We start from the raw sequence: 23,360 nt of genomic DNA on the forward strand, positions 1-23,360 counted from the left end.
GGTAGGAACAACTTGATGGACGACTTTGCCGGCCTGAAGCTGGAACGCCGCGGCCACACCGCCGTGGTGACGCTGCACAACCCACCCGCCCACACCTGGACCGAAGACAGCCTGCAGGCGCTGACAAGGCTGGTCAAGCAGCTCGATGCCGAGCGCAACATCTACAGCCTGGTGATCACCGGCGACGGCGAGAAGTTCTTCTCCGCCGGGGCCGATCTGAAGCTGTTCGCCGATGGCGACAAGGGCCGCGCCGCCACCATGGCGCGCCGCTTCGGTGAAGCCTTCGAGACGCTGGCCGCCTTTCGCGGCGTGAGCATCGCTGCCATCAACGGCTATGCGATGGGCGGCGGCCTGGAATGCGCGCTGGCCTGCGACCTGCGCGTGGCCGAAGAGCATGCCCAGATGGCGCTGCCCGAAGCCACCGTGGGCCTGCTGCCCTGCGCCGGTGGCACCCAGTGGCTGGCCTGGAACGTGGGCGAAAGCTGGGCCAAGCGCCTGGTGCTGCTGGGTGAGCGGGTGGACGCGGCCACCGCCCAGCGCATCGGCCTGGTGGACGAGGTGGTGCCCCGCGGCGGCGCGCTGCAGCGTGCGCTGGCCATGGCGGCGCAGGTGGAAAAGCAAAGCCCCACCAGCGTGACGGCCTGCAAGCGGCTGATCAACGGCGCCCGCCACCAGCCGCCGCAGCAGGTGCTGGTGGCCGAGCGCGAGGCCTTCGTGGCCCTGTTCGACAGCCAGGACCAACGCGAAGGCGTCAATGCCTTCCTGAACAAACGCCAGCCGGAGTGGCGCAATGCCTGACCTGGACACCATGACCACCGACGGCGTGGCGGTGCGCGAGATCACCACCGCCAGCGGTCACCGCATCGGCCATGCCACGCTCAACAGCACCGCCACGCTGAATGCGCTCAACCTGGCGATGGTCAAGCGCCTGGCCTCGGCCTTCGACAGCTGGGCCGACGACGACGGCATCGTGGCCGTGCTGCTGGACGCGGCCGGCGACAAGGCTTTCTGCGCCGGCGGCGACGTGGCCTCGCTGGCGCGCGAGATCCTCGCGCTGCGGCAGCAGGCGCCGGGCAGCGTGTCGCCGCTGGCCGCGGCCTTCTTCGAGCATGAATACCGGCTGGACCACCGGCTGCACACCTATCCCAAGCCCATCCTGGGCTGGGGCCACGGCATCGTGATGGGGGGCGGCATCGGGCTGCTGGTGGGCTGCTCGCACCGCGTGGTGACGCCGCGCACCCGGCTGGCCATGCCCGAGGTGGCCATCGGCCTGTACCCCGACGTGGCCGGCAGCTGGTTCCTGCCGCGCATGCCGGGGCAGACCGGGCTGTTCCTGGCGCTGACCGGCGCTTCGGTGCATGCCAGCGATGCGCTGTTCCTGGGCCTGGCCGACTTCGTCGCACGCCACGAAGACAAGGCCGCGCTGCTGGCTGCGATGGCCGAGGCGCCCTGGCGCGGCCGTTCGGAGGAAGACGGCGCGCTGCTGAGCCATTTGATCGAAGCGCTGGGCACGCCCGACGAGCTGCCCGCCGCGCCGGTGCGCACGCACCTGGACCTGATCAACCGCACCATGGGCCATGACCGGCTGGCGGACCTGGCGCCGCGGCTGCGCGCGCTGGCCGACCATGCCGAGCCCTGGCTGGCGCAGGCGGCGCAAGGCTTCATCAAGGGTTCGCCCAGTTCGGCCGCGGTGTCGTTCGAGCTGCTGCGCCGGGCCCGCACGATGTCGCTGGCCGAAGCGCTGCGGCTGGAATACGACCTGTCGCTGGGCTGCTGTGTGCACAACGACTTTGCCGAAGGCGTGCGGGCGCTGCTGATCGACAAGGACAAGAATCCGCGCTGGGAGCCGCCGACGCTCGACCTGGTGTCGCCGGCCCATGTGCGGGCGCACTTCGAGCCGCGCCACAGCGGCCCGCACCCGCTGGCCGATCTTGTCTAGACAAGTTCACGAGGAGACAAACCCATGAGCACGCAACGCATCGCCTTCATCGGTCTGGGCAACATGGGCGGCCCGATGGCGCTCAACCTGCGCAAGGCCGGCCATGAGGTGGCGGCCTTCGACCTCAGCGCCGAGGCCTGCCAGCGCCATGCCGACCAGGGCCTGCGCATCGCGCCCTCGGCCGCCGCGGCGGTGGAAGGCGCGCAGGTGGTGATCACCATGCTGCCGGCCAGCCGGCATGTGGAGTCGCTGTTCCTGCCGCAGGGCGACGCCCCCGGCCTGCTGGCCGCGCTGCCCGCCGGCACGCTGGTGATCGACAGCAGCACCATCGCGCCGGCCAGCGCCCGCAAGGTGGCCGATGCGGCCACGGCCCGCGGCCTGGCCTTCCTCGATGCACCCGTGTCGGGCGGCACCGCGGGCGCGGCGGCCGGCACCCTCACCTTCATGATCGGCGGCGACGCGGCCACGGTGGAGCGGGCCACGCCGGTGCTGAAGCAGATGGGCGCCAACCTGTTCCATTGCGGTGATGCCGGCGCCGGCCAGGCCACCAAGCTGTGCAACAACATGCTGCTGGCGGTGCTCATGATCGGCACCAGCGAAGCGCTGGCCCTGGGCAATGCCCTGGGGCTGGACACCAAGGTGCTGTCGGAGGTGATGCGCCGCAGCTCCGGCGGCAACTGGGCGCTGGAGAAGTACAACCCCATGCCCGGCGTGATGGAGGCGGCCCCCGCCTCGCGCGGCTACACCGGCGGCTTCGGCACCGACCTGATGCTCAAGGACCTGGGCCTGGCGCTGGAAGCCGCGCTGGGCGCCAACGCCGCGGTGCCACTGGGCGGCCTGGCACGCCAGCTGTACGCCGCGCACAGCAAAGCCGGCCACGGCGGCGAAGACTTCTCCAGCATCCTCAAGCTGCTGACAGGCGAGGGCTGACCAAGCCGGCGCCGGGCCGCCCCAAGCCGGCTTGCTCCCCCTCGGGGGGACGGTCCGGGCAACGCCCGGGCCTCGGGGGCTCCATCAAGCCGGCTTGCTCCATCACACATGCGCGCGCGCCGCCCGGCGCAGCGCCTGCGGCGCTTGTCCATACAAGCGGACGAAGGCGCGGCGCATGCGCTCCTCGTCGCCGAAGCCGGTGGCGCGGGCCACGGCGGCCACGCTGCCGTCGCCGGCCTCGATGCGCAGGCGGGCCGCTTCGGCGCGGATGTGCTCCACCGCCTTGGCCGGCGTCTGCCCGGTCTCGGCCCGGAAGGCGCGGGCGAACTGCCGCGGGCTCAGGCAGGCCACGGCGGCCAGGTCGTCCACCGTCAGCGCCGCCGTGAGGTGGTCGCGGATGTGGGCCAGCACCGCGCGCATGCGCTCGCTGCCCGGCGACAGCGCCAGCAACGACGAGAACTGCGACTGGCCGCCGGCCCGCCGGTGGTAGACCACCATCTCGCCGGCCACGGCCTGCGCCAGCGCGGCGCCGTGGTCCTCTTCCACCAGGGCCAGCGCCAGGTCGATGCCGGCGCTGATGCCGGCCGAGGTCCACACCGGCCCGTCGCGCAGGTAGATGCGGTCGGCCTCCACCCGCACCGCCGGGTGGCGTTGCTGCAGCGTGGCCGCATGCCGCCAGTGGGTGGTGGCGCGGCGGCCGTCCAGCAGGCCGGCCGCGGCCAGCGCAAAGGCGCCGGTGCACACGCTGGTGACGCGGCGGCGGCTGCGGGCCAGGCCTTGCAGCCAGGGCTGCAGCGCCTGCAGCTCGTCCCCCGCCCGGCCCTGCCGCAGCGGTGCGCCGCCCGGCACCATCACCGTGTGGGGCACCCGGCCCGCCCAGGCCTGGGTGCTCACCGCCACGCCGGTGATGCTGGCCACCGGCCCGCCGCGCCACGACACCGCCTGCACCGCATACACCGGCGCCCGCCGCGGCGGTGCCAGCGTGGCCGCCATCTGGAACACCGTCATCGGCCCGGCCAGGTCCAGCAGCTCGAAGCCTTCGAAGGCCACGATGGCCACCTGGCGGGTCATGGCAGAAAGCGAGGGAAGTTTGTCATTGCCGCCGCAGTTTGCAGGGCAGCATCACGAGCCGTCAACCGTCAACGCCCTGCCCCATGAGCGCCATCCCCCTGCCCCTTGCAGCCCCGCCCCGGCCGGCCACCCAGCGTGATGCGCTGGTGCTGGCCGTGTGCCAGGCGCTGTACATCGCCGCCATCTCCATCGACCTCACGCTCACCGGGCTCACCGGCCAGCACCTGGCGCCCACGCCGGTGCTGGCCACCCTGCCATTCGCGCTGATCACCGTCGGCGGCGCGGTCACCGCCTGGTTCGCGGCGCAGTTGATCGAGCGTGCAGGCCGGCGCGTGGCCTTCCTGCTGGGCGCGGGCTGCGGCGCGGCCGGTGGGCTGGTGTCCGTGGTGGCGGTGGTGCACCAGCACTTCTGGCTGTTCTGCGTGGGCACCACCGCGGTGGGCGTGTTCCAGGCCTTTGCGCAGTACTACCGGCTGGCGGCGGCCGACGCGGCGCCCGAGCAGCTCAAGGCCCGCGCCGTTTCGCGCGTGATGACGGGCGGCGTGCTGGCCGCGCTGGCCGGCCCTGCGCTGGCCGCCTGGAGCCGCGACTGGCTGGCGCCTTCGGCCTACGCCGGCGCCTACCTGATGGTGACGTTGCTGGCGGGCCTGTCGGTGCTGCTGCTGGCGCTGCTGTACCGCGGTGCCGATGCACCGCCCACCGCCGCCACGCAGGCGGCGCAAGCGCTGCCGGCACGGCCACTGCGCGAGGTGCTGCGCCAACCGGTGTTGGCCGCGGCGCTGGCCAACAACGTGGTGGCGGCGGTGGCCATGATGTTCGTGATGACGGCCGCGCCGCTGGCCGCGGTGGCCTGCGGCCATGCCATCGACGACGGCGCGCGCATCATGCAGTGGCACCTGGTGGGCATGTACGGGCCGGCCTTTTTCGCCGGGGCCTTGATCAGCCGCTGGGGCCTGCCGCGGGTGCTGGCGCTGGGCATGGCCTTGTGCGCGGCCTGCTGCGTTATCGCGATGGGCTCCACCAGCCTGCGCGCGTTCGAGGCGGCGCTGCTGCTGCTGGGCATCGGCTGGAACTTCATGTTCGTGGGCGGCACCACCTTGCTGGCGCGCAGCTACCGGCCGGCCGAGCGGGCCCGGGTGCAGGGCCTGGCCGAGCTGCTGCGCCATGGGCTCACGGCGCTGGCCACGCTGTCGGCCGGGCCGCTGCTGCAGGGCCTGGGCTGGGCCAGCCTGAACGCCGCCACGCTGCCGCTGCTCGCACTGGCTGCCCTCATGACAGGCTGGTGGGTATGGGATGAACGGCGCATCGCGAGCGCAGCGAGCTAGCGTTTACCCAGCGGCCGCAGCACGGCCTGGCCGCCGATGGCCACGGTGGGCTTGACGCTGCCGTAGTACGAGACGACGGCGGAGCCGGCGATGGCCAGGCTGAGCGACTGGCGCACCGACACGGTGGCGCGTGACTGGCCGCCGCCCTGCACCATCGCTTCGTCCACGTCCAGGTCGGAGGCGTCCATGCCGGCATGGCCACCGAGCTGGGCCGTGAGTTCGCGGGTGCGGCCGCTGACCAGCAGCTGGCTGCCGCCGCCCAGGGCCACCCGCAGCCGGGACAGGTCGAGCTGGCGCAGTGTCATCGCGCTGGCACCGCCGCCGGTGATGCTGAGTTCACGCCCCGACAAGCCCTCGGCCACCACCTGGGTGACGCCCGAGGCGGTGAGGCCGCGCAGCCGCCGCAGCGTGATGAGCACCTCGCCCGGCTGGGTGCCAGCGCCCGGCTCGTCGGCCACCTGCAGCGTGTCGTTCTCCACCCGGGTGCCGATGAGCGGCAGCATCGCGGGCAGCGCTTCCACCAGGATCGCGTCTTCGTCGCCCTGGCGGATGACCACCCGCGCGGCGGTGCGCAGCTCCACCCGGTCGAAACCGCCCAGATGGCGGTGCTGGGGCTCGGCCCGCGCCGGTGTGGCCGCCAGCAGGCCCGTCACCGCGATCAGCAGGCCGGCGGCCCAGGGGCCCGAGCGGGCCGCCAGGCGCCAGTGCGTGGAAGGTGCTGGGTGCTGCATGAGGGGTCTGCCGGACTGCGAAGACCCCCGATGTTGACACCTCCGACGTGCTCGCTGCCGATCAGTGCGCCGACGCGGTGGAAGCGCCGAGGCCGGTTTCCGAGCGCACGCGCTGCGCGCTGAAGGCGGCCCGCTCGCGCGCGGCCTGCGCGCTGCGGTCCAGCACCGAGAACAGCCAGATGCCGAAGAAGCCGATGGTCATCGAGAACAGCGCGGGTGAGGTGTACGGGAACAGCGCCGAGCCCTTGGGGTTGCCCAGCGTCACCTCCCACACCGAGGGCGACACCACCGTCAAGGCCACCGACGACACCAGCCCCAGGAAGCCGCCGATCACCGCGCCGCGGGTGGTGCAGTCCTTCCACAGCACGCTCATGAACAGCACCGGGAAGTTGGCAGAGGCCGCGATGGCGAAGGCCAGGCTCACCATGAAGGCGATGTTCTGCTTCTCGAAGGCGATTCCCAGGGCTACCGCCACCACGCCCAGCGCCAGCGTGGTGATGCGCGAGACGCGCAACTCGGCCGCGCTGTCGGCCTGGCCCTTCTTGAACACCGTGGCGTACAGGTCGTGCGACACCGCCGACGCACCCGACAGCGTGAGCCCCGCCACCACCGCCAGGATGGTGGCGAAGGCCACCGCCGAGATGAAGCCGAAGAACACGTTGCCGCCCACGGCCTTGGCCACCAGCACCGCCGCCATGTTGGAGGCGCCCGCGCCGCCGTGGATCACGCCGGTGGCCACGTCCGCGAACTCGGGGTTGGTCAGCACCAGGGTGATGGCACCGAAGCCGATGATGAAAATGAGCACGTAGAAGTAGCCGATCCAGGTGGTGGCCCAGAACACGCTCTTGCGAGCTTCCTTGGCGTCGGGCACGGTGAAGAAGCGCATCAGGATGTGCGGCAGGCCGGCGGTGCCGAACATCAGCGCCATGCCAAAGCTGATGGCGCTGATCGGGTCCTTGACGAAGCCGCCCGGCCCCATGATGGCGCCGCCCAGCTGGGCGGCCTCTTCCGGTGTCTTGCCGGCATGGGTGGCGAAGCCGGTGCGGATTTCCACCGCGCGGGCAAACAGCCGCTCGGGGCTGAAGCCGAACTGGCTGAGCACCATGAAGGCCATGAAGGTGACGCCCGACAACAGCAGCACCGCCTTGATGATCTGCACCCAGGTGGTGGCCGTCATGCCGCCGAAGAGCACGTAAAGCATCATCAGCGCGCCGACGATGACCACGGCCATCCAGTAGTCCAGGCCGAACAGCAGCTTGATCAGCTGGCCGGCGCCCACCATCTGCGCGATCAGGTAGAAGGCCACCACCACCAGCGTGCCGCTGGCCGCGAAGGCGCGGATGGGCGTTTGCTGGAAGCGGTAGCCGGCCACGTCGGCGAAGGTGAACTTGCCCAGGTTGCGCAGCCGCTCGGCCATCAGGAAGGTGAGGATGGGCCAGCCCACCAGGAAGCCGATGGAGTAGATGAGGCCGTCGTAGCCGGTGGCCATGACGGCTGCCGAGATGCCCAGGAAGGACGCGGCCGACATGTAGTCGCCCGCGATGGCCAGCCCGTTCTGGAAGCCGGTGATGCCGCCGCCCGCGGTGTAGAAATCGGCCGCCGAGCGGGTGCGCGAAGCCGCCCACTTGGTGATCCACAGCGTGGCCAGCACGAACACCGAGAACATGCCGATGGCGATCCAGTTGGTGGGCTGCTTGGCGGCCTGGCCCACGTCACCGCCGGCGGCCATTGCGGCCGGCACGGCCAGCGCCAGCAGGGCAACGGCCAGCGTCTGTGCGCGGCGGCTCATCGCGCCACCTCTTTCATCAGCTCGGCGGTCAGGCGGTCGTATTCCTTGTTGGCACGGCGCACGTACAGGCCCGTGATGACGATGGTGAACACGATGACGCCCATGCCGATGGGAATGCCCAGCGTGGTGACGCCGCTGCCCAGCGGCTGCGCGAGGAAGGGCTTGTCGAAGGCGATCAGCGCGATGTAGCCGTAGTACACGGCCAGCATCACCAGCGTGAGGATCCAGCCCAGGCCGCCGCGCTTTTGCCGCAGCTCGTGGTACTTGGGGTGCGCCTCGATCCGGGCGACGAGAGGGTCGGTCATCGTTGTCTCCTGCTTTGCAATGGCGCGACTGTGCGCGCCGAGCTTGACCGCCAACTTACGCGGCCTGCAGGAGGGGTTTGCGCCAGATCAAGCCGCCAGCGACAGCCTCACAGGCGGCAGGCCGGCGATCTCGCCCAGCAGGGCAGCGCCCCGGGCCGGCATGGGCTGCAGGCCCACGAAGGAACCGGTGGTGACCACGGTGCCGGCCGGCAACTGGCCGCCGCGCCGCGCCACGTGGCGCACCAGCCAGGGCAGCAAGCGCAGCGGATGGCCCGCCGGGTTGTGGCCCGGCAGGCCGGGCACGTCATGGCCATCGATGGCCAGCCGCAGCGCAGGATCGGTGAGCGAGCGGCCGCGATCGAAGGGCACGGCTTCGCCCACCACCAGGCCGCCGTGGAACAACAGGTCGGCCTGCGCCAGCAGCGGCGGCACGGCCACCACCGCGTCGAAGCGGCTGGCCACCAGCTCGAAGGTGGCGGCCATGCGGGCGATGGCCGACAGCACCTCGGCATCGGGCAGCGACTCGTCGCCGGGCCCGAAGTCGCGGCCGAAGAAGAAGGCCAGCTCCAGCTCCAGGCCCATCAGCCGGCCGGCGGGCACGCGGCCCTGGCGCAGCGGCAGCACGGCCGGGCTGCGCAGCACGCTGTCGGCGGGCAGCGGCGCGGCGGTGATGGGCCCATCGGCCGACTTGGCGCCCACCTTCCAGCCGGCCACCGGCTGGCCCAGTTGCGCCAGCAGCGCATGCTGCACTTCAGTGGCCTCGGCCTCATCCGCAGGCAGCGGGTCAGCGGGCAGCACGCCCAGGCCATGGCCTTGGGTGCGGGCGGCGGTCAGCGTGGCCACCAGGGGCTGCAGTCGGGGGTTCATGCTCATCCCTGGAAGCCGCCGTCGGCCAGCCAGGCCAGTTCTTCGGGCGTGCTCTCACGGCCCAGCAGCCGGTTGCGGTGCGGAAAGCGGCCGAAGCGCAGCACGATGTCGTGGTGGTGCTGCGCATACCGGGTGTGCTGGTCGCCCATCGCGCGGTGCAGGTCGAGCGAGGCGCGCTGCTCGGGCATGGTCTCGGCATGCATCAGGGGCAGGTAGCAGAAGGTGCGCAGCTCGGGCTCGATGTGGTGGTCGAAGCTGTGTTTCAGCAGTCGAGCGGTGAAGTGGCGCGCCAGCGAATCGGTGGCGTACATGTGGGCGGTGCCGCGGAAGCAGTTGCGCGGAAACTGGTCCAGCAGCAGCACCAGCGCCAGCGAGCCCGCCGGGGTCTCGGCCCAGGCATCCAGCTCGCACCGGGCGGCAGCGAAGTGCGCAGCCTCGAAGCGCTGGCGGAACTCGTGGTCGAAAGCCTCGTTCTTGGCAAACCAGCGCTGGGGCCCCGCCTCTTGCCAGAAGCGGATCAGGTCGTCGGGAAGGGTCATCGTCATCGCAGCGTGAGGGAACAGGCTCGCACGAGTATCCGCCCCCTGGCGCCAGGGATTGTCTGGAGCGCGACCGGGGCGCACAGCCCTTATGGTCGAAGGATGCAGACCGAAGCACCCAGCCCGGCGGGCAGCAGCCCGTTCGACCTGCCGCTGGCGCGGCTGGGCTGGGCCGATCCGCCCCGCTGGCTGCTGCTGGGTCTGCGCGACTTTCTGCGGGCGCCGGGCATCGGGCTCTTCTTCGGCGGCTGCTTCGTGGCCATGGGCTGGGCGCTGCTGAAGGTGTTCCAGTCGGCGCCGGCCTATGTGCTGGCGCTGTCGGCGGGCTTTCTGCTGCTGGGGCCGCTGCTGTGCATGGGGCTGTACCGCGTGAGCCAGGCGCTGGAACGCGGCGAAGCGCCCGACTTCGGCGACGCGCTGCTGGCCTGGACCACACGCCCCGGCACGCTGGCCATCTTCGGCTTCGTGCTGCTGGTGCTGGAAATGCTGTGGGGCCGCGCGGCGCTGGTGATCTTTGCGGTGAGCTTTGACGGCATGCCCGACTTCCAGGGCTCGCTGGCCAAGCTGCTGCAGGCCGACAACCTGCCCTTCATCGCCACCTACTGCGGCGTGGGCGCGCTGTTCGCGGGTTTGATCTACGCAGTCAGCGTGGTGTCCATCCCCATGATCCTCGACCGCCCGGTGGACGCCATCACCGCCGGGCTGACCAGCCTGCGTCTGGTGCTCACGCAGACCGGCGTGATGCTGTGGTGGGGCGCGCTGATCACCGTGCTGGTGGGCCTGGCGCTGTTGCCGTGGTTCCTGGGCTTGCTGGTGGTGGGCCCGGTGGTGGGCCACGCCAGCTGGCATGCGTATCGGGCCGCATTGGGCCCGGACACAACGGGATTTGCCCGAACGTAGTTCTACGACCTTTGCGCCAGGGGGCCCGGTGCCTACGCTTGCGGCCACCTGTCCACGAAGGCAGTTGGAGGAGACAGCATGTCCAAGACCCTGGCAGACACCGTATTCGGTGCCTTCTCGCGCCGCCCCATCCCGGCGGCGGCCCTGGCCGCACTGGCCGGCACCCTGGTCGCCTGCGGCGGCGACGGCACGCAGCTGAACAAGCTGCCCGCCGGCCTGACGCACGTGGGTGCCACCACCTACGGCGCCACCACGGCCGGCACCGGCGCCACCGCCGCCGCGCAAGACCTGCTGACGGGCGGCCTGGGCAAGGACGGCCTGGCCGACACCGCGCCCACCTATGCCGACCCCGCCGCCCCCACCGCGGCCGAGCTGCGGCGCAATGCGCTGTACAGCAACTACCGCGGGCTGGTGGACGTGAGCGCCCGTGGCGGCTACGGCAGCTTCTACGGCCCCAACATCGACGCCGCAGGCACCAACACCGGCGGCCAGGGGCTGATCCCCGGGCGCGAGTACATCGGTGTCATCGACGACGGCAGCGGCAACAAGCGCAGCGTGGTGGCGGTGCAGATTCCGGCCAGCTTCAACCCCGACGCGCCTTGCCTGGTGCTGGGCCCGTCATCGGGTTCACGCGGCGTGTACGGCGCCATCGCCACCGCCGGCGAATGGGGACTGAAGAAGGGCTGCGCCGTGGCGCTGACCGATGCCGGCAAGGGCATGGGCCTGTACGACCCGACGGACGACACGGTGCACCGCATCGACGGCACCCGCGCCACCCGCAGCGCCGCGGGCGCCTTGAGCCACTTCGCCGCCGCGCTCAGCGACACGGCGCGGGCAGCCTTCAATGCCGCCTTCCCGAACCGGCTGGCGCTCAAGCATGCGCACTCGCAGCAGAACCCCGAGAAGGACTGGGGCAGCGACACGCTGGCCGCGGCGCGCTACGCTTTCTATGCCCTGAACGAGGAGTACGGCCGCGTCTCGTGGGACGGCAGCACCAAGGAGGCGCGCTTCGATGCCGGCAACACGCTGGTGATCGCCGGCTCGGTGTCCAACGGCGGCGCCGCGGTGCTGCGCGCGGCCGAGCTGGATGGCGACGGTCTGATCGACGGTGTGGTGGCCGGCGAGCCCAGCGCGCAACCGTCCAGCACCACCGGCTACGGCGTGAACCTGGGCGGCGCCGCAGTGCCGGCGTACGGCAAGCCGCTGTTCGACTACTTCACCTTTGCCAACCTGTACCAGCCCTGTGCCTCGCTGGCGCCGACGGCGGTGCTGAGCGAGCCCACCACCTACAACTTCATGGGTACGCCGGCCTTCCGCGCGCTGGCCACCAACCGCTGCACGGCGCTGGCTGCGCGTGGCCTGGTGACCGGCGCCACCACCGCCGACCAGGCGGCCGATGCACTGGCGCGGCTGCGCGCCTATGGCTTTGGCGCCGAGAACGACACCATGCACAACGCCCATTACGGGCTGGGCAACGCGGCCATCATCACCATGATGTACGCCAACGCCTATGGCCGCTTCTCGGTGGCCGACAACGTGTGCGGCTTGAGCGTGGCGGCCACCAGCGCCACCACCGGCGAAGTGGTGGCCGTGGCGGCCAACACCAAGGCGGCCAGCTTTGCCACCGGCAACGGCACCTCCAACGGCGCGCCGGCCAGCGTGGTCTACAACAACTCGGTGGGCGGGGCGCGGCAGTGGTCGTTCGGCGTGTCGCCCACCAGCGGCACGGCCGACCTGTCGCTGGATTCGGCCCTGTGCCTGCGCGCGCTGGCCCTGGGCACCGACCCGGCCACCGGCGCCGCCCTCACCGCCACCAGCACGCCCACGCTGGCGCAAAGCCAGGCGGTGCGCGCCGGCGTCAACGAGGTGCTGCTGAACGGCAAGCTGCGCGGCAAGCCGGTGATGATGGTGGGCGGCCGCAGCGATGCGCTGATCCCGGTCAACCATTCGGAGCGGGCCTATGCCGCCTTCAACCGCCAGCAGGACGGTGAAGGCAGCCAGCTGCGTTACATCGAGGTAACCAACGCGCAGCACTTCGACGGCTTCCTGTCGTTCCCGGGCTTCGACACCCGCTTCGTGCCGCTGCATGTGTACTTCAATGCCGCGATGGATGCGATGTACAACCGCCTGAAGAACGGCACGCCGCTGCCGCCCAGCCAGGTGGTGCGTGCCGTGCCGCGCGGCGGCACCCCGGGCGCCGCCCCGGCGCTGACGGCGGCCAACATCCCGGCCATCAGCGCCACGCCGGCGGCGGCCGACGCCATCGGCTTCAGCGGCACGTCGATCAACGTGCCGAACTGAGCCTGACGCTGCGCGGGTGTCGGCGCCCACCGACACCCGCCCGCGCCCCCTTCCCACGGCCGCGGCGCCGTGCAGCCTCGACCATCGGTGACCCGATGCTGAAGCCGCACGCCATGAGCAACCCCTCCTCCATCCGCAAAGGCCAGGCCCCTGGCCAGATCGACCGCGCGACCTTCCACGAGCGGTTCACGCGCCGCTTCTACGACCCGGCCTTTGCGCCGGAGCAGGAGGCCATTGCGCGGCTGGAGGAGATTGCCTGGCAGGCCTTCCAGGACGGCCGCAAGGCGCCCATCACGCGGCCGGCAGGAGAAGGCTTTCGGCACCCCGAGTACGAAGCCTCGGTGGAATGGCTGGACACGCGCGACAAGCTGCAAAAGGCCGAGCGCCGCTGGCGCGACGCCGCCACCCGGCCGCGTGTGCTGCTGATCAACGCCAGCTCACGCAACGACGGCACCTGCCCTGGCGAAATGGCCAAGACCTGGCGCTTGACCCAGCTGGCGCGCGAGGTGATCGAGGCCGAAGGCATGGAGGCGGACGTGCTGGACCTGAGCCTGGTGACCTCGGAATACGGCCGCACCATCCACCCCTGCAAGGGCTGCGTGGGCACGGCCATGCCGCTGTGCCACTGGCCCTGCAGCTGCTACCCCAACCATTCGCTCGACCAGGCCGACGACTGGATGAACGAGATCTACGAGCGCTGGACGCTGGCCCACGGCGTGATGATCCTCACGCCCACCTACTGGTACCAGTCGCCCAGCCCTTTGAAGCTGATGATCGACCGCATGGTGTGCGCCGACGGCGGCAACCCCGACGTGACCAGCACCCACGGCAAGAAGCCGGAAGAGGCCAAGGCCATCGAGCAGGCCGGCTGGGACTTTCCCAAGCACCTGGCCGGCCGCGCCTACGGCGTGGTGGTGCATGGCGACGTGGCGGGCATCGAGGTGCACCGCCGCAACCTCACCGACTGGCTGGACTGGATGGGCTTGGTGGACGCCGGCACGATGGCAAAGCTGGACCGCTACATCGGCTACTACGAGCCCTACTGGAACAGCCACGACACCCTGGATAAGGACGAGGCGATGCAGGAGGAAGTGCGCAATGCCGCCCGTGCCGTGGCCAATGCCGTGACCGGGCTGCGCAACGGCCAGCTGCAGCCGCCCGACGCCAGCCTGCGCCCGCCGCGGCCGAAGTGACCGCGCGGCCGATTTCAACCACACCCACAAGGAGACCACCATGTCCGAAAAAACCGCCAGCGTGCATTGGGAAGGCCGGGGCCAGAAAGGCCAGGGCCGCATCAGCACCCAGACCGGCGCGCTGAACAACTACCCCTACGGCTTTTCCAGCCGCTTCGAGGACGACCGCCGCGGCACCAACCCCGAGGAGATCGTCGCCGCAGCCCATGCGGCCTGCTTCACCATGGCCTTCTCGTTCGCGTGCGACAAGGCCGGCTTTGCCACCGACACGGTGGACACCCGGGCCAACGTCCGCCTGGTCAAGGAAGGCGACGGCTTCAAGATCGACCGCATCGCACTGCAGCTGACGGCCCAGGTGCCGGGCATCGACGAAGCGAAGTTCCAGGAGATCGCGGCCGCCGCCAAGCGCGACTGCCCGCTCTCCAAGGCCCTGGCCAGCGTGCCCGAGATCACGCTGCAGGCGACGCTGGTGCAGGGCGGTGGGGCCGAAGGCCAGGCACGCTAGGCAAAGTCCAGGTGCTGGTGGCAAGCGCTTGCGACAAGCGCTGACTGTCTGGACGTCTCATTCCAGACTTGGTATAAATCCGTCATGCCGCGCGAACCACAACGCGCCGCCCGAGAAAGGCCGTTGCACTGGGTGGCATCGTCGAAGAAGGACTATCAGAGCTTTCCAGACCAAGTGCAGAGCGACATGGGCTTTGCGCTCGGCCTGGCGCAGCTGGGCGGCAAGCATCCGCAGGCCAAAGCCTGGAAGGGCGAAGGCCCCGGAGTGCTGGAGATTGTTGAAGACTTTCGCGGCGACACCTATCGCGCGGTGTACACGGTCAGATTAGCTGGCGCCGTTTATGTGCTGCACGCCTTCCAGAAGAAGTCAAAAGCGGGGATCAAGACGCCGCTGGAGGATGTGCGGTTGATCCACGAGCGGCTCCAACGGGCTCAGCAGCATTACGAAGGTACCGGCACGTCATGAGCGACATCACACTGGGCAGCGGCAATGTGTTTGAGGACCTGGGCTATGCCGATGCGGGCGAACGTCAGGTCAAGACCCGGTTGGCGATGGCCATCAACGATCTGCTCAAGGAACGCAGGCTCAAGCAGCGTGAAATCGCAGCGCTCCTGGGCGTGCCGCAGCCCAAGGTCTCGGCGCTCAAGCACTACCGGCTGGACCAGTTCTCGGTGGAGAAGCTGATGTCCTTCGTCACCACGCTGAACCACGACGTGGAAATCATGATTCGTCCGCATCCCAAGGCGGGTGAGTCGGGAAGCATCTCGGTCACCGCCGTGCACTGACATCCCCGCTCGGAGTCCCTTCCATCGACATGGCGCGACGGCGCGCCGCACGCACTATGCTGCGGCGCCTGTGCATCACCACCGCGGCTCGGCCGCGAACGGCTTCATGACGTCTGCCGACCACGCGCTGCCCGCTGCAGCGCCTTTCCATCTTTCGCCCATCGTGGCCGGCGCCTGGCGCATGGCCGACTGGGGCTTCAGCCCGCAGCAGCGGCTGGGCTGGATCGAAGCGTGCCTGGCGCTGGGCATCACCAGCTTCGACCATGCCGACATCTACGGCGGCTACACCGTCGAAGCGCTGTTCGGCGAGGCCCTGGCCGCGGCGCCCGGCCTGCGCGACCGGATGCAGCTGGTCAGCAAGTGCGGCATCAAGCTGGTGTCGCCGCAGCGGCCCGGCCATGCCATCAAGTCGTACGACACCTCGCGGGCGCATGTGGTGGCCTCGGTCGAACAGTCGCTGCGCGCGCTGCGCACCGACCGGCTGGACCTGCTGCTGATCCACCGCCCCGACCTGCTGACCGACCCCGACGAGCTGGCCGACACCTTCAGCCGCCTCCGCGCCGACGGCAAGGTGCTGCAATTCGGCGTCTCCAACCACACACCTTCGCAGCTGGCGATGCTGCACCGCCGGCTGCCGCTGGTCACCAACCAGATCGAGCTGTCGCCGCTGCAGATGGGCGCGCTGGGCGACGGCACTCTGGACCAGTGCACCGACCTCGGCCTGCGGCCGATGATCTGGTCGCCGCTGGGCGGCGGGCGCCTGTTCACCAGCGACGATGCGCAGGCCCGCCGCGTGCGTGAGGTGCTGCAGGCGCTGGCCACGCAGCACGGCGTGTCGGTCGCCACCGTGGCTTATGCCTGGATCCTGCGCCACCCCTCGCGCCCGCTGCCGATCGCCGGCAGCAGCCGCGTGGAAGCGATGCGCGAGGCGGTGGCCGCGCTGGATCTGCGGCTGCCCGCCGAGGACTGGTACCGCGTGTGGCAGGCCAGCATGGGCCACGAGGTGGCCTGATGGCCCCACCGCCCACAGGCCCGGCCGGCAGCGACCGCACCCAGCTGATCGCCCGCCGCGACAGCGATGCCGCGCTGCCGGTGGGCACGCTGCTGGGCGAGCTGCGCATCGAGGGCGTGATGGGCCAGGGCGGCTACAGCATCGTCTACCGGGTGCGCGACACGCGCCTGGGCCGAGAGGGCGCGGTCAAGGAGTTCATGCCCGCCACCGTGGCCCAGCGTGATGCCAACGGCGTGGTGCATGCACGCTCGCCGCGGCACCTGCCCACCTTCCAGCACGGGCTGCGCCGCTTCTTCGAAGAGGCCAAGCTGCTGGCCAGCTTCGACCACCCGGCACTGGTGAAGATCCAGCGTGTGTGGGCCGACAACGGCACCGCCTACCTGCTGATGCCGCTGGTGCAAGGCCCCACGCTGCACGACGCACTTCGCCGCACGCCGACTTCGCCACCCGAGCCCTGGCTGCGCCGGCTGGCCACCGAGCTGGCCGGTGCGCTGGGCGTGCTGCATGCGCAGCAGTGCCTGCACCGCGACGTGGCACCCGACAACATCGTGCTGCAGCACGACCCGGCGGCCGGCGGCAGCCTGTTCGACGCCCCGCCGCGGCCGGTGCTGCTGGACTTTGGCTCGGCGCGGCGGGTGCTGGCCGATGCCGAGCCGCAGCAGCTCACGGCCCTGCTGAAGACCGGCTATTCACCGATCGAGCAGTACGAAGGCACGGCCGAGGCGGCGGACGTGGCCACGCCTTCGCGCCAGGGCAGCTGGACCGACGTGTATGCCCTGTGCGCGGTGCTGTGGAGCTGCCTGACGCTGCGTGCCCCACCCTCTGCCGTGGCCCGGGCCGTGCGCGACGAGATGGAGCCCGCGGTGCGCGCCGGCGCCGGCCGCTACGCGCCCGAGCTGCTGGCCGCCATCGACGCCGGCCTGGCCGTGCGCCCCGAGGATCGCCCGCCCACGATGGCGGCGCTGCTGCACCGGCTGAGCGCGAGCTTTCCGAAGACGGTGATGGTGCCGCGCAAGGCGGAGGGCGGCAGCACCGGCGCGGACGTCGCCCTGCCACGTGCGTCGGCGGGTGCGCAGCCAGGTGCACGCGCGTCAGCCAGCCCGCCCGCCCCGGCAGGCACCGGCTTGCCCGCCGCCAGGCCGGGACGCCGCCACCGTCTCGGCCTGGTCTGGGCCCTGGTGGCGGTGCTGGCGATGGCGCTGCTGGTGGCGGTGGGGTTCCTGCTCAGCCATGGGGCGGGGCGGGGCTGAAACCGCCGAAGCTCAACCCACCTCCGGCGCATACACCCGCAGCCGGTGGCCGTCTGGGTCGCAGGCGGTGAAGGTGTAGCCGAAGTCCATCGCCGTGGGCGGCTGCGGCAGGCGGATGCCGCGCGCCTGCCACTGGGCGTGCAGCGCGTCCACCTCGGCGCGGCTGGCCACCGCAAAGCCCAGCTCGAAGCCGCCGGGCGGGGTGGCGGCGGGCTGCACCCCGGCCGCGCCCCACAGGCCCAGCATCAGGCCCGAAGGCAGGCGGAACATGCAGAAGGTGTCCTGCGCCTCCACCGGCTGCAGGCTCAGCAGCTCGGCATAAAAGCGGCCGCTCTGGCGGGCATCGGCGACGTAGAGCAACAGGTGGCGGGGGTCGAGCATGGGAGGCTTTCAGAAGGCACCGCGGGCTGCGGCTGCGCCATGCTCGGCGCGGGGCGTGTCAACTTCTGTCAGCAGCGCGCCTTCATGGCGCCGCGATGCCCTCACGCTCTCGCCAGGCCTTCAGCAGCGCTTCGCGGCGTTGCGGATAGCGCTGCGCCAGCGGCTGCACCTGTGCGATGCGGTCGCAACGGAAGTGGCGGATGTCGGCCCGCAGCTCGCACCAGGCCACCACCACCTGCGCACGATCGAAGTAGCCCAGCGCAAACGGCCACACGGTGCGCTGCGTGCTGCGCCGCTGGCCGTCGCGGTAGTCGATCACCAGCTTGTGCTGCTGGCGGATGGACCGGCGCACGGTGGCAGCGTGGGCGTCCTGCAAGGCCGGGTCGATGGCGGGCGCCTCGGCCTGCGCAGAGCCTGGCGCCCGCCCTGGCGCCTGCTGCAGCCCGGCCACCAGCAGCGTGCTGCCCTCCAGCTCGGCCTGCAGCGCGCGGGGCAGCACCGCGCCGATCTTGGCCAGCGCGTCGCGCGCAGCGGCGGCCAGGCCGCTGTCGGCGCGCTGCGCCACCCAGCGCATGCCCAGCACCACGGCCTCCAGCTCTTCGGCCGAGAACATCAGCGGTGGCAGCACGAAGCCTTCGCGCAGCACATAGCCCAGCCCCGGCGCCCCGTCGATGGCCGCACCCTGGCCCTGCAAGGTGGCGATATCGCGGTACAGCGTGCGCAGGCTGATGCCCAGCTCCTGCGCGATGGCAGACCCGCTCACCGGCCGCCGGTGGCGGCGCAGCAGCTGGATGAGGTCGAGCAGGCGGGTGGTGCGGGACATGACGCGGTTGTAGCAGCGTCGCACGTGGACCCCGCTGCACCCGGAACAGGATAAAAACCGGGGGCGCCCCACCCTTGACCATGCACCTGATCTTCATCCGCCACGGCGAAAGCACCGGTAATGCCGGCCTGCCCACCGACGACCTCACCCGCATCGCACTCACCGACAAAGGCCATGAACAGGCCCAGCGAATCGCCGCCGAATGGACCGAAGCGCCCACGCTGATTGCGTTGTCGCCCTACCTGCGCACCCATCTGACGGCCCAGCCCACCTGCGAGCGCTTTCCGCAGGTGCCGGTGCAGGTGCTGCCGATGGAAGAGTTCACCTACCTGGAGCCCAGCCGCTGGCGCGGCACCACCCGCGACCAGCGCCTGCCGCACATCGAGGCCTACTGGCAACGCGCCGACCCCGACCACCAGGACGGCCCCGGCGCCGAGAGCTACAACACCCTGCTGCGGCGCGTGCGGCAGACCCTGGCCCGGCTGCAGCAGCTACCGCCCGATGCGCTGGTCTATGCCTTCAGCCACGGCCAGTTCATGCAGGCGCTGCGCCTGTCGCTGCTGTTCCCGCACTGGACGGCGCGGGAGCAGATGGCGCACTTCTGGCCCTTCAATGCGCGGCATCCGGTGCTCAATGGCGAGCGGATGCCGGTGCGGTGGGTGCAGGGGCGGTGGAGCGTCGATGCGGTGGAAGCGCCCTCACGCCGGCCGGCGCGCCAGCAGGGCCCAGGTGCCGGCCACGCACAACAGTGAACCGCCGGCCACGTTGAAGCGCCGCTGCGCGCGCGGCGAGGTCAGCAGCCGGCGCGCGGCACCGGCGAACATCGCGTAGCTGGTGGCATTGAGCGTGGCCAGCACCACGAACGTGGTGGCCAGCAACCACAGCTGCGGCGCCACCGGCTCACCCCGCACCAGGAACTGCGGCAAGAAGGCCATGAAGAACATCAGCCCCTTGGGGTTGAGCGCCGTCACTGCATAGGTGTTGAAGAACAGCCGCGCGGTGCTCACACGCGGCGCAGCCTGCGTGGCCAACTGCGCGGGCAAGGCACCCGCGCGCAGCAGCTTCACGCCAAGGCAGATCAGGTACAGGCCACCCGCCCACTTGACCACCGTGAACCAGAAGGCCGAAGCCGCCAGCAGGCCCCCCAGGCCCAACAGCGACAAGGCCAGCGCCGTGCTGTCACCCAGCGCGACCGCTGCAATGAGCGGCAACTGCGCCTTGCGGCCATGCGCCACCGAGTAGCTGATGACAGCCAGGATCGTCGGGCCGGGAATGACCAGCAGCACGGCCGAGGCGGCGACGAAGGCGAGCCAGAGGTGGAGGGTCATGGGGGGTTCCCCTCAAGGCACCCGATACCCCACCAGGTTCCGCCCCGGCACCAGTTGATCCTCCGCGTCGAAGAAATAGAAGCCGGCCTGGTACTGGCCCTTGGGCGGCATCGCGGTCTGGATGGCGGGGTGGGCCGACTTGAGCGTGATGGCCGGCAGCACGGGCTGGTATTCCAGCTCGCCTTGGGCCTGCTTGGGCAGCACGGGGTGCAGCAGTTGCAGCCGGTCGCCCTTGGCCAGCGCCTTGGGCTTGGCCCGTGGCGAGCTGTCGTCGCGCAGGAAGCCGATCACGCGGTAGGCGTTGGTCTGGCCCAGCTGCGAGAACTTGACCCAGATCTCGCCTTCGCGCTCGTTGACGATGGCCGGAATGCCGATGACGTAGCCGTCGTCCTGCTCATCGATCACCTGCGAGAACACCGGCATGCCCTCCAGCATCGTGACGCCTCTGGCCGCCAGGTCGAAGCGGATGCGCGACGCGTTGATCTCTTCCTCTTCATCGATCTGCGCATTGCTCAGGATCACCCGCTCGCCGTCGGGGGTGACGCTGGTCAGCGCAAAGAAGAACAGCTGGGCCTGATCGGGGTTGCCGCCGATCTGGGCCTCGAACATGGCGGTGCCGGCTTGCCGCACCTCGGCAATCTGCGGACGCTGGTCGTTCGCCTTCAGTTGGCGGGCGTAGGTGGTCAGCAGGTCTTTCCAGGGTTGGCCCACCGTCAAGGCCTGCACCTGTTGCTGCACGATCTTGGCATTCTCGGCGTTCAGGATGTGGAAGCTGTTCGGCACGAAGGCGCTCAGGCCGCTGGCCCGCGGGCGCTGCTGGCTGCTGCGTTGCCACACCACCGCCGATTGCACCGACTTGGCCACCGCTTGCTGGGCCGAGCGCAGCTCACCCAGCGCAGCCGCGATGTCCGGCTGCTGGGCGGAAGCCGGGAAGACCGCCTTCAGCCGGTTGCTGCCATGGTCCACAAAATCGCGCAGGTCCACCATGCCGTAGTCGAAGCGGCCACCGCGACCGTAGTTTTCGCTTTCGTCGCGCGCACGGGACAAGGCCCAGGCCGCCGCCGCATTGGGCGACCGCGACAGCAGGGTCTTGCTGGCCTGGGCCCATTGCTGGGTGGCGGCCAGCACCGGTTCGACCTTCTCCAGGTCGATCAGCGACAGCGTGAGCGGCTCATCGCTGGACTCGGCCTGATGGCTTTCAAAGAAGGTGTCGATGATCTGCCGGCCGAGTTCCTGGCTGCTCAACTGGGGCTTGAGCCTGAGCTTTTCCAGCCAGGCCCCGTAGCTCCAGCCGCCGCCCGGCTCCACCTCTTGTGAGGCCAGCAGGTAGTGCGCATACGGGCGCAAGACCTTGGTCAGTTCCAGCGCGCCCATCAGGCAGGCGTCGAAGCCCACGATCTCGAACTGCTTGCCGGCGCGCTCCTTGACGCGGCGCAGGGCGCCTTCGATCTCGGCCACCGACAGGCCGTCGTCGAAGATCTCGTCCGGGCCGATCACGCTCAGGCCGGAACCCACCAGGTTGACCGAGCCGGAGCCGTGGCTCCAGAACACGAGGATGTATTCCTGCGCCGGGAACTGGGTGACCCCCCACTCGAGGAAGTCGGCCAGCTCCGATTGCGCGCCCATGTTGCGCTTGCCCAGGTTGGCCCGCTCCTGCAGCATCTGGTGGCGCACCTGAAAGCGACGCACCTCGTTCCAGCCCGTGGCCTGGGCGCCGCCGGTCTGAATGGCGATCTGCACATGGGGGCTGTCCTGGGCACTCATGATCTCTTCGAGATCACCACTGCCGAAGCCGCCCTCGCTCTCCAGATCGGAGCCGATCATGTAGAGCAGGATGGTCCGTTGGACCGGGGTGTTGGGAGCCGTCCCCGCCGCCGACGCATGCACGGGCACCCAGGTCAGGCACCAGCACAACAGCAGCGAGACGACGGCGCGGTACTGCTGCTTGCCGTGCATAGCGAACATGTTGGGTTCTCCGAAACGCAGCGGATTCTTACTCGGTTGGAACCAAGTTTGTCCGCTGCCGCAACAAGCGCTGTTGCGTCCGTCGCACGGGCGCTCTCGGCCCTTCACGAGCGCCGGAACGGGCTGGCGCGCTTTCTCTTGCCTGGCGGCGGCTGGTACGTGGCAGCGTCGAAGCCTTCGCGCTGGTTCAGCAGCGCCTGGCCATCGATGCGCTCGGCCAGGCTCTGGATGTCCTTCGCGCTCACACCCACCCGCTCGAAGTGCGCCTGCCAGGTATTGACCACCTCGATGACCGCCGTGACCTCGGTGGCCGCCTCAGCCGGAAGCAGGCCGAACGCCTCGCACTGAGACATCGCATTGGCCAGCGTCGAGTCGCGGCCACTGTCACCACAAATGAACTCCTGGTATCCCTGCCCCGAGTTCGTCGGCAGCACGTCATAGGCCGGCGCTAGCCGCAATCGGCCGTTGGCGAACGGTTGCGCCACCAGCAACGCATGGTTCTTCTCATGGTCGTCCGTGTTGTCGACCAGGATGTTGAACACCATGCGGCGAAACAGTTCGCGGGCATCGCGCTCGTTCATGCCGTCTTGCGTCATGCCGACCCGACGCAGGATGCGCGCCAGTTCCGGATAGCCCATCTCTGGCTCAGCGCCGGACGCCGTGGCCGCGCGGATGGCGGTGCCCGCCGAGATGGTGTGGATGCGCCGACCGCCGTCCCGGTCAAAGCGCCTGACGGCAAGGGCGTTCGAGTATGCCAGCCGGATGACCTGGGTCTGGGCCACGGTGATGCCCGCGCGTTGCGCCAGCGTCATCGTCGCGTGCTCGATCAGTGGCGTGTCGACCGGTTCGTTGTTGAAGAACTTGATGACCCACTGCTCGCCGTCGACGTCGATGAGCGCCTTGGGCTTGGCGCCGCCGAGCGGACTGCCGCCGCCCGCGATGATGCGGGCTTCCAATGCGCTGATGGGCTCCTGAGCTTCAATCTTCGCCACCACCTCGCTGAGCTGCTGGACCTGGTCGAGCCGCGGCAACGGGCTTGCATCGCGCGGGCTGTAGATGTCAGGCGAAGTCGACACGCCGAGCGCCCCGAATCGGTCGTCGCCTGCGTAGTACAGGTACTCCATCAGCGACAGGCGTTTAGGCTTGTCGACGAAGCGGATGACCTTTTCGCCCCAGCGGTCAGGCCGCGCGTCATCCACGGCGCCGACCGCACGTTGCGCATCGGCCGCCAGCCTGCCCGGGGGCAGAAACTCGGTGTTGACGAGAGGCAGGTCCTCACTCAGGGGAAATCCGTCGCTCAGCCAGGCCGGGCCGTAGTGCAGCGACACGCCCTTGCCGGCCGCCACGAGCTTCAGCGCGCCGACGTAGCGTGGCGTGTGCGGGTCGCCCATATACCAGAGGTACAGGTCGTCCAGGCGCAT

At 70.2% G+C, this 23,360-nt stretch carries 24 protein-coding genes; 13 read left to right on the plus strand and 11 right to left on the minus strand.

Annotated features, from left to right (window positions below):
- The first annotated feature begins 15 nt into the window (after nucleotides 1-15).
- Genes MW290_RS29950 through mmsB form a run of 3 tightly spaced genes read left to right on the plus strand, consistent with a single transcriptional unit; the run spans nucleotide 16 to nucleotide 2,869 of the window.
- On the plus strand, nucleotides 16-798 hold the full coding sequence (locus MW290_RS29950) for an enoyl-CoA hydratase (protein WP_250197993.1): 783 nt from the start codon (nucleotides 16-18) through the stop codon (nucleotides 796-798).
- Nucleotides 791-1,939, plus strand: a complete 1,149-nt coding sequence (locus MW290_RS29955; RefSeq protein ID WP_250197994.1) for an enoyl-CoA hydratase/isomerase family protein — start codon at nucleotides 791-793, stop codon at nucleotides 1,937-1,939. The genes MW290_RS29950 and MW290_RS29955 overlap by 8 nt, the downstream gene beginning before the upstream one ends.
- 24 nt (nucleotides 1,940-1,963) lie before the next feature.
- On the plus strand, nucleotides 1,964-2,869 hold the full coding sequence (gene mmsB / locus MW290_RS29960) for a 3-hydroxyisobutyrate dehydrogenase (RefSeq protein WP_250197995.1): 906 nt from the start codon (nucleotides 1,964-1,966) through the stop codon (nucleotides 2,867-2,869).
- 102 nt (nucleotides 2,870-2,971) lie between these two features.
- On the opposite strand, the gene MW290_RS29965 is transcribed toward mmsB, so the two are convergent.
- Nucleotides 2,972-3,940 (minus strand): GlxA family transcriptional regulator, encoded by a 969-nt coding sequence (locus MW290_RS29965; RefSeq protein WP_250197996.1) that lies wholly within the window; start codon nucleotides 3,938-3,940, stop codon nucleotides 2,972-2,974.
- An 83-nt stretch (nucleotides 3,941-4,023) separates the two neighbouring features.
- On the opposite strand from MW290_RS29965, the gene MW290_RS29970 reads away from it, so the two are divergent.
- The gene (locus MW290_RS29970; RefSeq protein ID WP_250197997.1) at nucleotides 4,024-5,265 is read left to right on the plus strand and encodes an MFS transporter; all 1,242 of its coding nucleotides are present in this window, start codon (nucleotides 4,024-4,026) and stop codon (nucleotides 5,263-5,265) included.
- Here MW290_RS29970 and MW290_RS29975 read toward each other — a convergent pair.
- The 5 genes from MW290_RS29975 to MW290_RS29995 all read right to left on the minus strand — a co-directional run bounded on the left by MW290_RS29975 (nucleotide 5,262) and on the right by MW290_RS29995 (nucleotide 9,502).
- Nucleotides 5,262-5,996: a GIN domain-containing protein gene (locus MW290_RS29975; RefSeq protein ID WP_250197998.1), complete on the minus strand. Its 735-nt coding sequence runs from the start codon at nucleotides 5,994-5,996 to the stop codon at nucleotides 5,262-5,264. The two genes, MW290_RS29970 and MW290_RS29975, sit on opposite strands and share 4 nt — an antisense overlap.
- 61 nt (nucleotides 5,997-6,057) lie before the next feature.
- Nucleotides 6,058-7,785, minus strand: a complete 1,728-nt coding sequence (locus MW290_RS29980) for a cation acetate symporter (protein ID WP_250197999.1) — start codon at nucleotides 7,783-7,785, stop codon at nucleotides 6,058-6,060.
- A complete protein-coding gene (locus MW290_RS29985; protein WP_250198000.1) occupies nucleotides 7,782-8,090 on the minus strand; it encodes a DUF485 domain-containing protein in 309 nt (102 codons plus the stop codon). The genes MW290_RS29980 and MW290_RS29985 overlap by 4 nt, the downstream gene beginning before the upstream one ends.
- Nucleotides 8,091-8,177: 87 nt before the next feature.
- Nucleotides 8,178-8,957 carry a fumarylacetoacetate hydrolase family protein gene (locus tag MW290_RS29990; protein ID WP_250198001.1) on the minus strand — a complete coding sequence of 260 codons (780 nt, stop codon included), beginning with the start codon at nucleotides 8,955-8,957 and terminating at the stop codon, nucleotides 8,178-8,180.
- Nucleotides 8,958-8,959: 2 nt separating this feature from the next.
- Nucleotides 8,960-9,502 carry a DUF924 family protein gene (locus MW290_RS29995; RefSeq protein WP_250198002.1) on the minus strand — a complete coding sequence of 181 codons (543 nt, stop codon included), beginning with the start codon at nucleotides 9,500-9,502 and terminating at the stop codon, nucleotides 8,960-8,962.
- Nucleotides 9,503-9,598: 96 nt separating this feature from the next.
- Between MW290_RS29995 and MW290_RS30000 the strand changes: the two genes are divergently transcribed.
- From MW290_RS30000 to MW290_RS30035, 8 genes are all read left to right on the plus strand, one after another.
- Nucleotides 9,599-10,396, plus strand: coding sequence for a DUF2189 domain-containing protein (locus MW290_RS30000; protein WP_250198003.1), 798 nt, complete (start codon nucleotides 9,599-9,601; stop codon nucleotides 10,394-10,396).
- 78 nt (nucleotides 10,397-10,474) lie between these two features.
- A complete protein-coding gene (locus MW290_RS30005; protein ID WP_250198004.1) occupies nucleotides 10,475-12,697 on the plus strand; it encodes a 3-hydroxybutyrate oligomer hydrolase family protein in 2,223 nt (740 codons plus the stop codon).
- Between the two features lie 113 nt (nucleotides 12,698-12,810).
- Nucleotides 12,811-13,890: a flavodoxin family protein gene (locus MW290_RS30010; RefSeq protein WP_250198005.1), complete on the plus strand. Its 1,080-nt coding sequence runs from the start codon at nucleotides 12,811-12,813 to the stop codon at nucleotides 13,888-13,890.
- A gap of 40 nt (nucleotides 13,891-13,930) precedes the next feature.
- Nucleotides 13,931-14,395 (plus strand): OsmC family protein, encoded by a 465-nt coding sequence (locus tag MW290_RS30015; RefSeq protein ID WP_250198006.1) that lies wholly within the window; start codon nucleotides 13,931-13,933, stop codon nucleotides 14,393-14,395.
- Between the two features lie 84 nt (nucleotides 14,396-14,479).
- Nucleotides 14,480-14,860 (plus strand): type II toxin-antitoxin system RelE/ParE family toxin, encoded by a 381-nt coding sequence (locus tag MW290_RS30020; protein WP_250198007.1) that lies wholly within the window; start codon nucleotides 14,480-14,482, stop codon nucleotides 14,858-14,860.
- Nucleotides 14,857-15,180 (plus strand): helix-turn-helix domain-containing protein, encoded by a 324-nt coding sequence (locus MW290_RS30025; protein ID WP_250198008.1) that lies wholly within the window; start codon nucleotides 14,857-14,859, stop codon nucleotides 15,178-15,180. Before MW290_RS30020 ends, MW290_RS30025 begins: the two co-directional genes overlap by 4 nt.
- A 106-nt stretch (nucleotides 15,181-15,286) precedes the next feature.
- Nucleotides 15,287-16,192: an aldo/keto reductase gene (locus MW290_RS30030; protein ID WP_250198009.1), complete on the plus strand. Its 906-nt coding sequence runs from the start codon at nucleotides 15,287-15,289 to the stop codon at nucleotides 16,190-16,192.
- Nucleotides 16,192-17,442, plus strand: a complete 1,251-nt coding sequence (locus tag MW290_RS30035; RefSeq protein ID WP_250198010.1) for a serine/threonine-protein kinase — start codon at nucleotides 16,192-16,194, stop codon at nucleotides 17,440-17,442. Before MW290_RS30030 ends, MW290_RS30035 begins: the two co-directional genes overlap by 1 nt.
- Nucleotides 17,443-17,454: 12 nt before the next feature.
- Here the strand turns inward: MW290_RS30035 and MW290_RS30040 are convergent, their stop codons facing one another.
- Both MW290_RS30040 and MW290_RS30045 read right to left on the minus strand, forming a co-directional pair.
- On the minus strand, nucleotides 17,455-17,823 hold the full coding sequence (locus MW290_RS30040) for a VOC family protein (RefSeq protein WP_250198011.1): 369 nt from the start codon (nucleotides 17,821-17,823) through the stop codon (nucleotides 17,455-17,457).
- An 82-nt stretch (nucleotides 17,824-17,905) separates the two neighbouring features.
- Nucleotides 17,906-18,646, minus strand: coding sequence for a helix-turn-helix transcriptional regulator (locus MW290_RS30045; RefSeq protein ID WP_250198012.1), 741 nt, complete (start codon nucleotides 18,644-18,646; stop codon nucleotides 17,906-17,908).
- Nucleotides 18,647-18,726: 80 nt separating this feature from the next.
- On the opposite strand from MW290_RS30045, the gene MW290_RS30050 reads away from it, so the two are divergent.
- On the plus strand, nucleotides 18,727-19,398 hold the full coding sequence (locus MW290_RS30050) for a histidine phosphatase family protein (protein WP_250198013.1): 672 nt from the start codon (nucleotides 18,727-18,729) through the stop codon (nucleotides 19,396-19,398).
- Here MW290_RS30050 and MW290_RS30055 read toward each other — a convergent pair.
- The 3 genes from MW290_RS30055 to MW290_RS30065 all read right to left on the minus strand — a co-directional run bounded on the left by MW290_RS30055 (nucleotide 19,345) and on the right by MW290_RS30065 (nucleotide 23,360).
- Nucleotides 19,345-19,974, minus strand: a complete 630-nt coding sequence (locus MW290_RS30055; protein ID WP_250198014.1) for a LysE family translocator — start codon at nucleotides 19,972-19,974, stop codon at nucleotides 19,345-19,347. The genes MW290_RS30050 and MW290_RS30055 overlap by 54 nt on opposite strands.
- 12 nt (nucleotides 19,975-19,986) lie before the next feature.
- Nucleotides 19,987-21,939 (minus strand): clostripain-related cysteine peptidase, encoded by a 1,953-nt coding sequence (locus tag MW290_RS30060; protein ID WP_250198015.1) that lies wholly within the window; start codon nucleotides 21,937-21,939, stop codon nucleotides 19,987-19,989.
- Nucleotides 21,940-22,043: 104 nt separating this feature from the next.
- Entirely contained in the window at nucleotides 22,044-23,360 is a 1,317-nt protein-coding gene (locus tag MW290_RS30065; protein WP_250198016.1) for a type II toxin-antitoxin system HipA family toxin, read from the minus strand.

Source organism: Aquincola tertiaricarbonis (genome assembly GCF_023573145.1).
Classification (GTDB): Bacteria; Pseudomonadota; Gammaproteobacteria; order Burkholderiales; family Burkholderiaceae_C; genus Aquincola; species Aquincola tertiaricarbonis_B.